Annotated in this window: 10 protein-coding genes and 2 tRNA genes; 7 read left to right on the forward strand and 5 right to left on the reverse strand. The window is 65.4% G+C overall.

All coding sequences use genetic code 11. The features are described 5' to 3' along the window. The first annotated feature begins 45 nt into the window (after positions 1 to 45). The 6 genes from A9J21_RS18035 to pgi all read left to right on the forward strand — a co-directional run bounded on the left by A9J21_RS18035 (position 46) and on the right by pgi (position 7,703). Positions 46 to 597 carry a TRAP transporter small permease subunit gene (locus A9J21_RS18035; protein ID WP_066738098.1) on the forward strand — a complete coding sequence of 184 codons (552 nt, stop codon included), beginning with the start codon at positions 46 to 48 and terminating at the stop codon, positions 595 to 597. Then, entirely contained in the window at positions 597 to 1,907 is a 1,311-nt protein-coding gene (locus A9J21_RS18040; protein ID WP_066738100.1) for a TRAP transporter large permease, read from the forward strand. The genes A9J21_RS18035 and A9J21_RS18040 overlap by 1 nt, the downstream gene beginning before the upstream one ends. A gap of 39 nt (positions 1,908 to 1,946) precedes the next feature. Continuing rightward, a complete protein-coding gene (locus A9J21_RS18045) occupies positions 1,947 to 3,242 on the forward strand; it encodes a D-amino acid dehydrogenase (protein ID WP_066738102.1) in 1,296 nt (431 codons plus the stop codon). Positions 3,243 to 3,249: 7 nt separating this feature from the next. Continuing rightward, positions 3,250 to 4,881, forward strand: coding sequence for a bifunctional ADP-dependent NAD(P)H-hydrate dehydratase/NAD(P)H-hydrate epimerase (locus A9J21_RS18050; protein WP_066738104.1), 1,632 nt, complete (start codon positions 3,250 to 3,252; stop codon positions 4,879 to 4,881). Beyond that, positions 4,878 to 5,825, forward strand: coding sequence for a DMT family transporter (locus A9J21_RS18055; protein ID WP_066738105.1), 948 nt, complete (start codon positions 4,878 to 4,880; stop codon positions 5,823 to 5,825). The genes A9J21_RS18050 and A9J21_RS18055 overlap by 4 nt, the downstream gene beginning before the upstream one ends. Before the next feature lie 249 nt (positions 5,826 to 6,074). Continuing rightward, the gene (gene pgi, locus A9J21_RS18060) at positions 6,075 to 7,703 is read left to right on the forward strand and encodes a glucose-6-phosphate isomerase (protein ID WP_066738107.1); all 1,629 of its coding nucleotides are present in this window, start codon (positions 6,075 to 6,077) and stop codon (positions 7,701 to 7,703) included. 60 nt (positions 7,704 to 7,763) lie between these two features. Here pgi and A9J21_RS18065 read toward each other — a convergent pair whose 3' ends face one another. Beyond that, positions 7,764 to 8,462: an ABC transporter ATP-binding protein gene (locus A9J21_RS18065; protein WP_066738109.1), complete on the reverse strand. Its 699-nt coding sequence runs from the start codon at positions 8,460 to 8,462 to the stop codon at positions 7,764 to 7,766. Between A9J21_RS18065 and A9J21_RS18070 the strand changes: the two genes are divergently transcribed. Next, complete coding sequence (locus A9J21_RS18070) at positions 8,449 to 9,156, forward strand: arylesterase (protein ID WP_082926497.1); 708 nt, start codon at positions 8,449 to 8,451, stop codon at positions 9,154 to 9,156. The genes A9J21_RS18065 and A9J21_RS18070 overlap by 14 nt on opposite strands. 121 nt (positions 9,157 to 9,277) lie before the next feature. Here A9J21_RS18070 and A9J21_RS18075 read toward each other — a convergent pair whose 3' ends face one another. From A9J21_RS18075 to lon, 4 genes are all read right to left on the reverse strand, one after another. Further along, positions 9,278 to 11,224: a SurA N-terminal domain-containing protein gene (locus A9J21_RS18075; RefSeq protein WP_066738111.1), complete on the reverse strand. Its 1,947-nt coding sequence runs from the start codon at positions 11,222 to 11,224 to the stop codon at positions 9,278 to 9,280. 376 nt (positions 11,225 to 11,600) lie between these two features. Beyond that, positions 11,601 to 11,677, reverse strand: a tRNA-Asp gene (locus tag A9J21_RS18080). Between the two features lie 42 nt (positions 11,678 to 11,719). Next, positions 11,720 to 11,795, reverse strand: a tRNA-Val gene (locus A9J21_RS18085). Positions 11,796 to 12,022: 227 nt separating this feature from the next. Further along, entirely contained in the window at positions 12,023 to 14,434 is a 2,412-nt protein-coding gene (gene lon / locus A9J21_RS18090; RefSeq protein WP_066738900.1) for an endopeptidase La, read from the reverse strand. Between the last annotated feature and the right edge of the window lie 225 nt (positions 14,435 to 14,659).

Raw genomic sequence — 14,659 nt, forward strand, 5'->3', positions numbered from 1 at the left:
CTTGGTCCATGCTGTCTGCAGTACTACCGGTAGCCTGTCATCTCCATGGAAGCCCCCCTCATCAAGAAGCGATGGCTCGACCATCTGCTTGACGCGTTCGCCGCGCTCGGCGCGCTCTGTATCCTGGCCGTCTGCATCGTCATGATCGCGATGTCGATCTCGCGCGAGACCCTGTTCGTGCTCAAGGGCGGCGACGACATCGTCGCGTGGCTGTGCGCGGCGTCTGCCTTTCTGATCCTCGGCCAGACCTTCCAGCACGGCGGCATCGTGCGTGTGGAAATGCTGCTCGATGCGGTCGGCCCCCGGCGCCGCTGGCCGCTGGAAGCGCTGTCGCTCACGATCTGCCTGGTCTTCGCCGGCTATGCCGCCTGGGCGCTCGGCACGTTCGCCTGGCAAAGCTGGGACATCAACGATGTCTCGCAAGGCCAGATCGTGATTCCGCTCTGGATTCCGCAGAGCTTTGCCGTGCTCGGCGCCATCGGATTCCTGCTGGCCGTGGCCGACGAATGGCTGCGTGTGGTGCGCCGGCAGAAGCCGCGCTACCAGCTGGCGCAGGAGGCCAAGCTGGCCGCCGGCGATTTCGGGGAGACCGTCTGATGAGCACCGTACTCGTTGCACTGGTCCTGCTGCTGGTGATGATCGTCTTCCTGGCAATTGGCGCCTGGATTCCGGTCGCCATCGCCGTCACGTCGTGGGTGGGCCTGGTGATCTTCTCCGACCACGACGCACTGGTGAACCTGGCAAACGCGTGGTGGTCGTCCAGCGCGTCGTACACGCTGGCGTCGCTGCCACTGTTCGTGTGGATGGGCGAAATCCTGTTCCGCACCAAGCTTTCCGAGCAGATGTTCAACGGCCTGTCGCCATGGCTGAACTGGCTGCCGGGACGCCTCATGCACGTCAACATCCTGGGCTGCGGCATCTTCGGATCGGTCTCGGGATCGTCGGCGGCCACCTGCGCCACGATTGCCAAGTCCGCCCTGCCCGAACTGACCCGGCGCGGCTACGACGAGCGCGTCACGCTGGGGTCGCTGTCGTGCGCGGGCACGCTGGGTATCCTCATCCCGCCATCGATCACGATGGTGGTGTACGCGGTGTCGGCCGACGTGTCGATCATCCGCGTGTTCCTGGCCGGGTTCCTGCCGGGGCTGCTGCTGATGCTGCTGTTCTCGGGCTATATCGTGGTCTGGGCGCTGATGAACCCTAGCCGGACCCCGCCGGCCGAGACCTTCGGCTGGGGCGCGCGCCTGGCATCGATCCGGCAGCTGATGCCCTGCATCATCCTGATCGCGTTCATCACCTGGATCATGATGGCCGGCTATTCCACCGCCACCGAGGCGGCCGCCTATGGCGTGGTGGCGTCGCTGGCGCTCGCCTGGGCCGGCGGATCGCTGACGCGCAAGGCGTTCTGGGAAAGCCTGATGTCGGCCACCCGGCTGACCGCGATGATCATGTTCGTGCTGGGCGCCACGTCGTTCCTGTCGGTCACCATGAGCTTCACGGGCATTCCGCGCGCGCTGGCCGAGTGGGTGGCCGCGCTGCACCTGTCGCCGTGGGCGCTGATCGCGGTACTGACCGTGATCTACATCCTGCTGGGCACGGCGCTCGACGGCATTTCGATGATCGCGCTGACCACGGCCACGGTGCTGCCCATGGTGCAGGCCGCCGGGTTCGATCTGGTATGGTTTGGCATCTTCATCGTGCTGCTGGTGGAAATCGCAGAGGTGACGCCGCCGGTGGGCTTCAACCTCTTCGTGCTCCAAAGCATGACAGGCAAGGACAGCAACTATATTGCGCGCGTGTCACTGCCGTTCTTCATGATGATGGTCGTTGCCATCGGCATCATCACGGTCTGGCCGACCGTGGTCACCTGGCTGCCCGACGTGGTGATGGCGAAGGAGCTCAAGTAGGCCCGCAAACCCGCAGTCATCCACAGGAAACCCGCCCGGATGCACGTTATCGTCATCGGCGCCGGCGCCATCGGCGTCTGTTCGGCCTGGTATCTGCGCCAGGCCGGTTTCACCGTTACCGTGCTGGACCGGCGCGGCGCGGCCGCGCAAGAGGCCAGCTTCGGCAACGCCGGCGTGATCGCGCCGGGCTACGTCACCCCGTGGGCGGCGCCCGGCATGCCGGGCAAGGTGCTGCGCGCGCTGTTCCAGCGCGAATCGCCGGTGCTGTTCCGGCCCGGCATCGACCCGGCGATGTGGCGCTGGATCGGCCGATGGCTGCGCGAATGCGACGGCGAGCGCTATCGCATCAACAAGCTGCGCATGCAGCGCGTGGCGTTTTACAGCCGTCAGTGCCTGCACCAGCTGCGCGACACACTTGAGATCGACTACGAGCAGTCGCGCGGGTACCTCCAGCTGTTCCGCACCCGGAAGGACCTTGAACTGGCCGCGCCGGCCCTGGCGCTGCTGCGCGAGAACAATGTGCCGCACCGGCTCCTGGATGCGGCGGGCTGCCGACAGATCGAACCGGGCCTGACCGACGACACCCCGCTGGCAGGCGGCCTGCACCTGCCCGAGGACGAATCGGGCAATTGCCCCATGTTCGTGCGCCGGCTGCACCAGCACGCCGAGGCCGCAGGCGTGCAGTTCCGCTTCCAGACCGACGTGGCGCGGCTGCACGCCGATCCGGCCGGGACGCTGTCCGTTGAACTGGCCCCGGCCCAACGCGGCGCCACGCCCGAGATCCTGCGTGCCGATCGCGTGCTGGTGGCTGCCGGCGTGGGCAGCGTCGGCCTGCTGCGTCCGCTTGGGCTGCGCGTGCCGATCTATCCGGTCAAGGGCTATTCGGCCACGGTCATGGTGCGCGATGAACTGCAGGCGCCGCTTGGCGCGCTGATGGACGAATCGTTCAAGGTCGCCATCACACGCATGGGCAACCGGCTGCGCGTGGCCGGCACCGCCGAACTGGGCTCGCGGCGGCTGGATCTGCGCCCCGCCGCGCTGAACACGCTGATCAAGGTGGCGCGCGACTGGTTTCCGGTAGCCGGCCACTATCAGGAAGCCACGCTATGGGCTGGTGCCCGCCCGATGCTGCCCGATGGACCGCCGCTGATCGGCGCCACGCGCGTGCCGGGGCTGTTCCTGAACCTGGGACACGGCTCCACGGGCTGGGCGATGAGCTGCGGATCGGGCAAAATTGCCGCAGACCAGATTGCCGCCAGCGCCGGCCAGGGCACGGGGCCCGCCATCGACATGGAAGGGCTGACCCCGGCGCGCTACCGGCTGGCGCCCGCGTGAGCACGACATGAATACCGACGTCCCCTCTTCTACCTCGCCTGCCAACCCGCCATCCGGCCCGGCGGAAACCAATGCCGCAGCCGCCTGGGTCGCGCTCGATGCCGCCGGCGACGATCCAACCCCGCTCTACGACGTGGCCGCGATCCGCCGCGTGGAGCAGGCAGGCCTGGATGCCACGCCGCCCTTCACGCTGATGTCGCGCGCCGGTGCCGCCGCAGCTGACTGGATCCACCAGCACGTACCCAATGGCCGCGTCCTGTTCCTCGCCGGCCGTGGCAACAATGGCGGCGATGCCCTGGTGGCCGCCACGCGCCTGCACCAGGCCGGACGCCTGGTCGAAGCGTGGCTGATCGCCGAAGCGGACCAGTTGCCGGCCGATGCCGCGCGGGCCTGGTTCGAGGCCCGCAGCGCCGGCGTGCCGCTGCTGGCGATGCATCCGGACCCCGATGCGGCCCTGCCGCCCTGGCCCACGGGCTGCGTCGCGGTCGTCGACGGCCTGCTTGGCATCGGCCTGAACCGTGCCGCCGATGGCGACGTGGCACGCTGGATCGCGCATCTCAACGGGTCGCATCTACCGGTCTACGCGCTCGATATCCCGAGCGGCCTGTTTGCCGATACGGGCGCGGGCCAGCCGGCCGTCCGCGCACGCCGCACACTGACGTTCCTGGGCGCCAAGCCTGGGCTGCTGACGCTGGACGGCCGCGACTGCGCGGGCGCCATCGATATTGCCCCGCTGGGCCTGGATTATCCGCCCGCCGAGCGGCCGGCAGCCATCGTCAACCAGCCTGGCGCATTCCTGCATGCCCTGCCGCGCCGCGAGCATTCGGCCAACAAGGGCCGCTTCGGCAGCCTGGCCGTAATCGGCGGCAACCATGGCATGACCGGCGCCCCGCTGCTCGGCGCCCGTGCCGCGCTGCATCTCGGGGCGGGTCGCGTGCATGTGGGCTTTCTGGCCCAGCCGGCGCCGGCCATCGATCCGGTCCACCCGGAACTGATGCTGCATCCGGTGGCGGAACTATCGCTCGATGCCATGTCGGCATTCGTGGCCGGGCCAGGCATGGGCAGCGGCACGGCGGCGCGCAAGCAACTGGCCCAGCTGATCGGCTTCTGCGCCAATGCCGAGCCTCCGCTGCCGCTGGTGCTCGATGCCGATGCCCTGAACCTGCTGGCCACGGACGAGACGCTCAACCAGTCGCTGATCGACAGTGGCCTGGATTGCGTGTTGACGCCGCATCCGCTGGAAGCCGCGCGCCTGCTTGGCAGCAACGTGGCCGATGTGCAGCGCGACCGCCTGGCCGCAGCCCACGCACTGGCTACGCGCTGGCAGGCCACCGTCGTGCTGAAGGGATCGGGCACGGTGATCGCCTCGGCCGAGAATGCGCCGGCCACCATCAATCCCACCGGCAATGCCGGGCTTTCCACGGCCGGCACCGGCGATGTCCTGGCCGGAATGATCGGCGCGCTGCTGGCACAAGGCGTGCCGATGCTGGCGGCGGCGCGGGCCGGGGTATGGATTCACGGGCGTGCCGCCGATCGGCTGGTGGCCGCTGGCACGGGGCCCGCGGGCCTGACCGCGAGCGAACTCTACCTGCCCGCACGGGCCATCTTCAACGCGTTGCTGCAAGGCGGCGCGGCATGACGCAGGCCGCAACACTGACTGGCGGCGAAAATGGCGATGGCGCGCGGCGCCGTCTGCTGACCGGCATCGCCCTGCTGGTCATCGGCCAGTGGATCCTGAGCCTGCTCGATGCCACGGGCAAGACGCTGACCCAACAGGGCCTGCCCGTGGTGGCCGTGGCCTGGGTCCGGTATCTGGGCCATGTGGTGGCGATCTTCCTGCTGATCGGCCCGACGCGCTGGCAACGCCAGTCGCGCCCGACCGCGCCACGCCTGCAATGGCTGCGCGGGGCGCTGATGCTGGCTTCGACACTGGTGTTCTTCAGCGTGCTGAAGCTGATGCCGCTGGCGACGGCCACCGCGCTGAATTTCTGTGCGCCGCTGATCGTCGTGGCGCTGTCTCCCTGGCTGCTGGGCGAGCGCCCCGGCCTGCATGCGCGCTGGACGCGCTGGATCGGGGTCGGTATCGGCTTTGCCGGCATGCTGGTCGTGGTCCGACCCGGCGGCGAACTCGATGCGCTGGGCGTTGGGCTGGGCCTGCTCTCGGCGCTGCTGTTTGCACTGCTGCAGATGCTGACGCGCCGCATCGCCGCACATGACGCGCCCATGACAACGCTGATCCAGAGCGGCGTGACCGGTGCCGCCCTGACCACGCTGCTGGTGCCATTCTTCTGGTTCGAGTCCGTGCCGACGCTGGCGCAGGCGGCACTGCTGCTGTCGGCCGGGCTGACCGGGTCGGTCGGACACTACTTTGTGATTCGCGCGTTCCAGTACGCCGATGCCTCGTTCCTGAGCCCGTTCCTGTACCTGCAGATCTTCTCCGCCACCGTGGTCGGATATTTCGCATTCGGCCACTTGCCGGACTGGACTACCGCGCTGGGCATTGCCGTGATCTGCGCGGGCGGCCTGTGCGTGGCAGGCGGCGAACCCCTGCTGCGCCGGGTGGCCGCACGACTGCGCCGCTAACGCGCGCTGGCGCACAGACCGGCGCATGGCCGGCAGCGCACAACCACAGGGCACCCCCGCGCACAATGCCGGCACCAAGTCGGACAACGCCCGATACGGCGCAGGCGGATCGGCTGTTAAGGTTTTGCCGATGCCGCAAGTGCCGTTACGTTTTGCTGCTACTTTCGGCTTTTGACATCACATCGGAGCGATATACTTGCGCTCAGGCCCGTCACTACGGGCCATGCCCCGAGAATTTCAGAATACCCCATGCCGACTGAACTCCACGCCTGGACCGCCCTGCGCCACCACTACGATGCCATCCGCCATACGCCGATGCAGCAGTGGTTTGCCGAGGCCGAAGCCGCCCGCCGCGTCGAGGACTTCTCGCTGGAAGCCGCCGGCCTGTACCTCGATTTTTCGAAGAACCGCATCACGTTCGAGACCTTTGCCCTGCTTATGAAGCTGGCCGAGGAAGCGGGCGTGGCCCAGCGCCGCGACGCCATGTTCGCGGGCGAGCATATCAATACGACCGAAGACCGCGCCGCCCTGCACGTGGCGTTGCGCGCCCTGCCCGACGCCCCGTTCAAGGTGGATGGGTCATCGGTCATGCCTGGCATCAACGACGTACTGCGCCGCATGCGCGATTTCGCCGCCAGCGTGCGCACCGGCAACTGGACCGGCTTCAACGGCCAGACCATCACCGACATCGTCAACATCGGCATCGGCGGATCGGACCTGGGTCCGCGCATGGTGTGCCGGTCCCTGGCTCACCTGGCGGACCCGCAAGGGCCTCGCATGCATTTCGTGTCCAATGTCGACGGGACCGAACTGGCCGAAACGCTGGTGCGGCTGGACCCGGCGCGCACGCTCGTCATCGTGTGCTCGAAGACGTTCACGACGCTGGAAACCATGGCCAACGCGTGCAGCATGCGCGACTGGTTCCTGCGCCACGGCGTGGCCGAAAACCAGTTGGCGCGCCATTTCGTTGCCGTGTCGACCAACCGTGAAGCCGTGGTCAGGTTCGGTATCGACCCGGCCAACATGTTCGAATTCTGGGACTGGATCGGCGGCCGCTTCTCGCTCTGGTCGTCGGTTGGCCTGTCGATTGCATTGGCCTTAGGCTTCGACGCCTTCGAAGACCTGTTGCTGGGCGGCCGGGCCATGGACGATCATTTCCGCACGGCGCCCCTGGCGCGCAACATGCCCGTGGTAATGGGCATGCTCGGCATCTGGTATCGCAATTTCTTTGGAATGCCGACCAGCTGCATGGCACCCTATTCGACGTCGCTCGAACTATTTCCGGCCTTCCTGCAGCAACTGGAAATGGAGAGTAATGGCAAGTCAGTGCAGCTGAACGGCGACCCGGCGCACGTGGAAACGTCGCCGGTGGTCTGGGGCACGGCGGGCACCAACGGGCAGCACGCCTATTTCCAGATGATCCATCAGGGATCGCAGATCGTACCCGTGGATTTCGTGGCGCCCCTGGTGCCGCCCCGCGACCTGCCCGGCCATCACGCCAAGCTGCTGGCGAACTGCTTTGCCCAGGCCGAGGCGCTGATGCGGGGCCGTGGCGCCGATGAACTGCGCGCCGCCGGGGTCACTGACGAGGCACGCATCCCGCATATGGTGTTCGAGGGCAACCGTCCCAGCAATACGCTGCTGATGGAGGATCTGACTCCGCACGTGCTGGGCGCGCTGATCGCGCTCTATGAGCACCGCACCTTCGTGCAGGGCGTGGTGTGGAACATCAATTCGTTCGACCAGTGGGGCGTGGAACTGGGCAAGATCCTGGCGCGGCCGATCGAGCAGGAACTCACGGGCCAGGGCACGTCCACGCATGATGCGTCGACGGCAGCGCTGATCGCACGGGCTCGCGGTGTGCTGGGGCGCGGCTGAGGCAGGCGGCGGCGGTTGCCACCTTCACGCCGCTCCCGGCCTTGATCGGCTGACTGCCCGCTAGATTTCGGTACCCATCAACTCGTCGCTCGCCACGCGTCCGGCATCGATGGTCAGGATGCGGCCACAACGCGCAGCGACCGAGCGGTCGTGGGTCACCAGCACCAGCGTGGAACCGGCGTCGCGATTGAGTTCGAACATCAGCGCGATCACCGCTTCGCCGGTGGCGGTGTCCAGGCTGCCGGTCGGCTCGTCGGCAAACAGGATGTCCGGCCGCGCCACGAATGCGCGGGCCAGTGCCACACGCTGCTGCTCACCCCCCGACAGCGTTCGGGGATAGTGCGTCAGACGCTTGCCCAGCCCCACACGCTCAAGCATTTCCGTGGCACGCTCGCGTACACGCACGGTTTCGCCACGCAGCTCCAGCGGCAGCATCACGTTTTCCAGCGCGGTCAGATGCCCCACCAGCTGGAACGACTGGAACACAAAGCCGACATGGCGCCCGCGCAGCGCGGCGCGCTGGTCTTCATCGAGCTGGAAGATATCCTGCCCGTGCAGGCTGACCGAGCCAGTGCTGGGCAAGTCCAGCCCGGCCAGCAGGCCCAGCAGCGTGGATTTGCCAGACCCCGACGCGCCGACGATCGCCAGCGTTTCGCCGGCCGTGACGGAAAACGTGACGTCGTGCAGAATCGTCAGCGAACCCGTCGTGTCGGCTACGGTCTTTCCGAGTGACGCGACAGCAAGAATGGAAGAGGACATGCGCGAGAGGATTGCAAACGTTGGTCGCCGGCGGATGCTGGCAGCTTGTGGTGCGACAGCGGTCGCCCTGTTCGGTTCACTACTGCTGCCGCCCGCCATGGCACAGAGCGCGGCCACTGCGCCGGCCGGGCCTGCCCTACTGGTGCTCGGAGACAGCCTGTCGGCCGAATACGGCATTGCACGCGGGACAGGCTGGGCGAGCCTGCTTCAGGAACGCCTGCGCCACGAGCGGTTCGATTATAGCGTCGTGAATGCCAGCATCAGCGGCGAGACCACGGTCGGCGGCAAGACCCGGCTTCCGGACCTGCTCAAGCGACACAAGCCGGCCATCGTCATCGTGGAACTGGGCGCCAACGACGCGCTGCGGGGCCTGTCGCTGCCTTCGACCGAAGCCAACCTGCGCAGCATCATCGGCGACGCGCAGAAGGCCGGCGCACAGGTGGTGCTGGTCGGCATGCGCATCCCCCCGAACTACGGTGCCGACTACACCGAACGGTTCTTCTCACTGTTCCCGAAACTTGCCGGGGAATACCGCACGCAACTGGTGCCGTTCCTGCTGGACAAGGTCGTGACACGGCCCGAATGGTTCCAGGAGGACCGGATCCATCCGACCTCGGCTGCCCAGTCGACGCTGCTCGACACGGTCTGGCCGGCACTGAAACCACTGCTCAAGGCCCCTGCCCGGCGCCGCTGACCGTGGCCGCCGCCCCGTGTCCCGATGCAGGGACACGGGCGGACAATGCGCGAAGGAAAAGAAAAAGCCCCTGCGGTATGCACCTGCAGGGGCTTTTGCCTTCCGGCGTTGCGATGCGGCGTCAGTGCGCTGCGGCTTCGCTGGCCGGGGCCTGATCCTCCGACTTCGCCGGATGCAGGATCTTGACCTTTGCCTGGGCCTTCAGCGCTTCATAGTAGGCCGCCAGTTCGGTCTGGCCTGCCAGCTGGCTCAGTTGCTGGGCATCGGCCTGGCGCTGACCGGCATTCGCTTCGGCCGGCGTGCTGACCTTGCTGATGCGATAGATCGCATAGCCGTCCGCGCCCAGGTCCACACCCACCACCGACGGCAGCTTGGTGGCATCGGCGCGCATGATCGCGTCGACGGCCTTCGGCGACAGGTTGTCGGCCTTGGCACGGGACACCATCATCGTCGGACCGAACCCGCTGGCGCTGTCGGCCTTCTTCAGCGCTTCCAGCCTGGCCTCGCCATCCTTGCGGGCCAGCTCGGCAGCCTGCTGCGCGATATAGGCCTGGCGCACCTGGGCTTCCACTTCCTCGAACTTGCGCGCGGCCGACGGGCGGTAGTCGACGATTCGCGCAGCCACCAGCGTCGTGGGGCCGACCTGGATGGCCTCGGTATTGCGCTTGTTCTTGATCGTGTCATCGCTGAACAAGGCCTTCAGCACTTTCTCGTTGTTCAGCGGACTGTCCTTGCCCAGGGCCGGGTTCGGCTGGCGCGTGACGTTGTCAGCCGTCTGGATCGTCAGCTTGAACTTGTCGGCAGCCGGCTTCAGGCTGTCGGACTGCTCGTAGACGGTGTTGCCGAAGGCATCGGCCTGCTCCGCGTACTTCTTGGCAGCCAGCTGCTTCTTCAGTTCGGCTTCCAGTTCCGGACGCACTTCATCCAGCGGCTGGGTTGCGGCGGGCTTGATGCCGGTCAGCTTGATGATGTGGTAGCCGTAGTCGGTTTCCACGAGATCGCTGATCTGGCCGTCCTTGAGCGCGTACATGGCATCTTCGAACGGCTTGACCAGCGCGCCGCGCCCCATGAACCCCAGGTCGCCGCCCTTCTCGGCGGAACCCGGATCCTGCGAGTTCTTCTTCGCCACGTCGGCGAAAGTCTCCGGATGCTTGCGCACGTCTTCGAGCAGCTTCTCGGCCTTGTCCTTGGCAGCCTTGCGATCCGCGTCCTTGGCGTCCTTCGGGACGGTAATCAGGATATGGCTGGCACGACGCTGCTCTTCCGTGCGGAAGCGCTGGGCATTGCTGTCGTAGTAGGACTTGAGTTCTTCCGGCGTCACGGCCTGGCTGGCCGCCATGGCATCGCCCGACAGCACCACATACTCCACCTTGGCCTGCTCGGGCGTGGTGTAGGCCGACTGGTGGGCCTCGTAGTAGGCCTTCAGCGCCGCCGCATCGGGCGTAACCTTCGCCGTGAAATCGGCCGGCTTGATGACCAGGGCCTGCACATCGCGTTGCTGGTCGCGGATGGAGATCAGGCGATCAAGCAGCGACTTCGGCACGAACGCGGTGGTGCCCACGGCGCCACCCAGTTGCTGTGTAGCCAGCTCGAAGCGCATGCGCGAATCAAGCTGCTCGGGCGTCATGCCCTGCTGGGCCAGCAGCTGGATATAGGCCTTCTCGTCGAACTTGCCGTCCGGACCACGCAACTGGGCGATTGCCGGGATGGCTTCGATGGCCTGGCGCAGTTGCTCGTTGGAAACGGTCAGGTTCTTCCTGGCCGTGGCGTCGGCCACCACGCGCTGCAGGATCAGCTGGTCCAGCACGGACTGGCGCGCTGCGGCGCTCTCGAACATGCGCGGGTCGTAGTTGCTGCCAAGCATCTGGCGCATGCGCTCGGTCTGGTCACGCACCACGTTGTCGACTTCCTGCACGGTGATGGTACGGCCATCGACCTTGGCGGCGTCGTGCGAGCTGTCCATGAAGCGCGAGTAGCTCTCGACACCGAAGAACACGAACGACGGGAAGACAAGCACCAGCAGCAGCAAAAGCATCAGGCGCCGGTTGTTGCGTACGAAATCAAGCATGCTTTTCGGGTGAAAGGGTTGAGGCCTTGGGCCGACAGTCAAACTTTGCGATTCTATCAGGAGCGGGACGCCAGACCTGCGGAATATGTGGCGTGGCGTGAGTTTGCGTCAGGAATCGGCGCTATCGAATGGGTGCGACCGCGCGGATCATTCGCGACGATACAAATAAATAAACCCGCTGGCGCGGGCATTTATATTTGGCGGAGTGGACGGGACTCGCCTACATACCGCAGGCCGCGGCTGCGCTTGCAAGCGCAGCCCTTCTCGTCCCGCCCGGCAGCCGCGCAGGCGGCTTCCTCCACTCCGACATCGGGCGCCCGCTTCGCGGCCGAAGTCGTATTACAAAAAAAAACCCGCTGGCGCGGGCATTTTTATATGGCGGAGTGGACGGGACTCGAACCCGCGACCCCCGGCGTGACAGGCCGGTATTCTAACCGACTGAACTACCACTCCTTGTGTCGGTGCCCCTGCAATCCTGTGCGTTGCGATCCAGTGTGGTGGGTGCTGAGGGGTTCGAACCCCCGACCTACGCCTTGTAAGGGCGCCGCTCTACCAGCTGAGCTAAGCACCCACATGGACCACGCAAGCCAGTTGCCTGCAAGGTAATTCTCGCTGCGCACGATTCGGCGGTTACTGCTTGCTTGCCGCTGTTTGCGTTGCGAGGCCGCGATTGTAATACGAGACTTTTCGGTTTGCCAAGCGTTGATTGCACGATTCTTTTGCATCACCCCGCTCAGGCAAACAAAAAGGCCGCGGGGGTAAGCCCGCGGCCTTTTGGCGTTTCAGCGATGGCGTCGATCAGTGATGAATGCGCTCGACCTTGGATTCGCCCTTGTCTGCCACTTCGGCAGGCTTGGCCTCTTCGTCAGGCAGGGCCTCGGGCTTGCGCTCGAGTGCCAGCTCCAGCACCTTGTCGATCCAGCGCACCGGCACGATCTCGATGGCGTTCTTGACGTTGTCGGGGATGTCCGCCAAGTCCTTCACGTTTTCCTCGGGGATCAGCGCCAGCTTGATACCGCCACGGTGGGCAGCCAGCAGCTTTTCCTTGAGTCCACCGATCGGCAGCACTTCGCCGCGCAGCGTGATCTCGCCGGTCATCGCCACATCGGCACGCACGGGAATGCCCGTCAGCACCGACACCAGCACCGTGGTCATCGCGATACCTGCCGACGGACCATCCTTGGGGGTGGCGCCTTCAGGCACGTGGATGTGGATGTCGCGCTTCTCGAACATCTCATCCGCAATACCCAGGCGACGCGCCCGCGAACGCACCACCGACCGCGCTGCCTCGACCGACTCCTTCATCACGTCGCCCAGCGAACCGGTACGCGAGATGTTGCCCTTGCCCGGCATGATCGCGGCTTCGATGGTCAGCAGATCGCCGCCCACTTCCGTCCACGCCAGACCGGTCACCTGGCCCACCTGGTTTTCCTTGTTGGCCAGGCCGAAGTCGTACTTGCGCACGCCGAGGAATTTGTCGAGGTTCTCGGAATCCACCTTTACCGCGTTCGACTCCTTCTTCAACAGCAGGAGCTTGACCACCTTGCGGGCGATCTTCGACACCTCGCGTTCCAGCGAACGTACGCCGGCTTCACGCGTGTAGTAACGAATGATGTCGCGGATGGCCGCTTCGGTGACCTCGATCTCGCCCTGCTTCAGACCATTGTTGCGGATCTGTTTCGGCAGCAGGTAGCGCGTGGCGATATTCACCTTCTCGTCCTCGGTGTAACCCGAGAGGCGGATCACTTCCATCCGGTCCAGCAGCGGCGGCGGAATGTTCAGCGAGTTCGACGTCGCCACGAACATCACGTCCGACAGGTCGAAGTCCACTTCGATGTAGTGGTCCTGGAACGTGTGGTTCTGTTCCGGGTCCAGCACTTCGAGCAGGGCCGACGACGGGTCGCCACGGAAATCCATGCCCATCTTGTCGATCTCGTCGAGCAGGAAGAGCGGATTGCGCACGCCAACCTTCGACAGGCTCTGCAGGATCTTGCCCGGCATCGACCCGATGTAGGTACGGCGGTGACCGCGAATCTCGGCCTCGTCACGCACGCCACCCAGTGCCATGCGCACGAACTTGCGGTTCGTTGCGCGTGCCACCGACTGGCCCAGCGACGTCTTGCCGACGCCGGGGGGGCCGACCAGGCACAGGATCGGCGCCTTCACCTTGTCCACGCGCTGTTGCACGGCAAGATACTCAAGGATGCGTTCCTTGACCTTCTCCAGACCGTAGTGGTCTTCGTCCAGCACGCGCTCGGCGTTCGCCAGGTCGTTGTTGACCTTGCTCTTCTTGCGCCACGGCAGGTTGACCAGCGTGTCGATGTAGTTGCGCACGACGGTCGCCTCGGCCGACATCGGCGACATCAGCTTGAGCTTCTTGAACTCGGCGTCGGCCTTCTTCTTGGCCTCCTTGGGCATGCGTGCGGCCTTGATGCGCTTGTCCAGCTCTTCAAGGTCGGCACCTTCCTCGCCCTCGCCCAGTTCCTTCTGGATGGCCTTGACCTGCTCGTTCAGGTAGTACTCGCGCTGGGACTTCTCCATCTGGCGCTTGACGCGGCCACGGATGCGCTTTTCCACCTGCAGGATGTCGATCTCGCCTTCGAGCTGCGAAAGCAGGCTCTCCAGGCGCTCCGTCACCTTCACCATTTCCAGGATCTTCTGCTTCTGCTCGAGCTTGATCGGCAGATGCGCGGCAATGGTGTCGGCCAGGCGGCCAGCCTCGTCGATACCCGACAGCGACGTCAGGATCTCCGGCGGGATCTTCTTGTTGAGCTTTACGTACTGGTCGAACTGCGACACGATCGCTCGGCGCAGGGCCTCGGTCTCGGCCGACTCAGTGGGTGCCGGGGGCACAGGCACGGCTTCGCACATGAAGTGCGAATCGTCCTCGCTCACCTCGGTAATGTTTGCACGTTGCGTACCCTCCACCAGCACCTTTACGGTGCCGTCGGGCAGCTTCAGCATTTGCAGGATATTGGCGATGCAGCCAACCTCGTAGAGGTCTTCGGCTGTCGGTTCGTCTTTGGCGGCCGTCTTCTGTGCCACGAGCATGATGCTCTTGCCCGACTCCATCGCAGTCTCGAGCGCCTTGATGGACTTCGGGCGTCCCACGAACAGTGGGATCACCATGTGCGGAAACACCACCACGTCGCGCAGAGGCAACAGTGGCAGGCGAATCGGCTCAGCCGGGAGGAGTTGTGTTCCGGACATCATTTTCCCCAGTCAGTCATTTAAGGCGTAAATAGGGTCGCGGGATTCGATTGCAAGATACCCGTCATCAATTCCTGGCACTTAAAAAAACGTGCGTCAAACTGCACCCGCGACCCACTCTGAAACAGCATACCCGCGTTTGCTCCCGTTAGTTTGTGGAATTGAAGAAAAAAAGCCGTTCGCTTTCCAGCGAACGGCAGCTTGAAAGTGTCGCCAGTATGGTTG

Origin of the sequence: Cupriavidus sp. D384, from assembly GCF_001652915.1 — a bacterium.
GTDB lineage: Bacteria > Pseudomonadota > Gammaproteobacteria > Burkholderiales > Burkholderiaceae > Cupriavidus.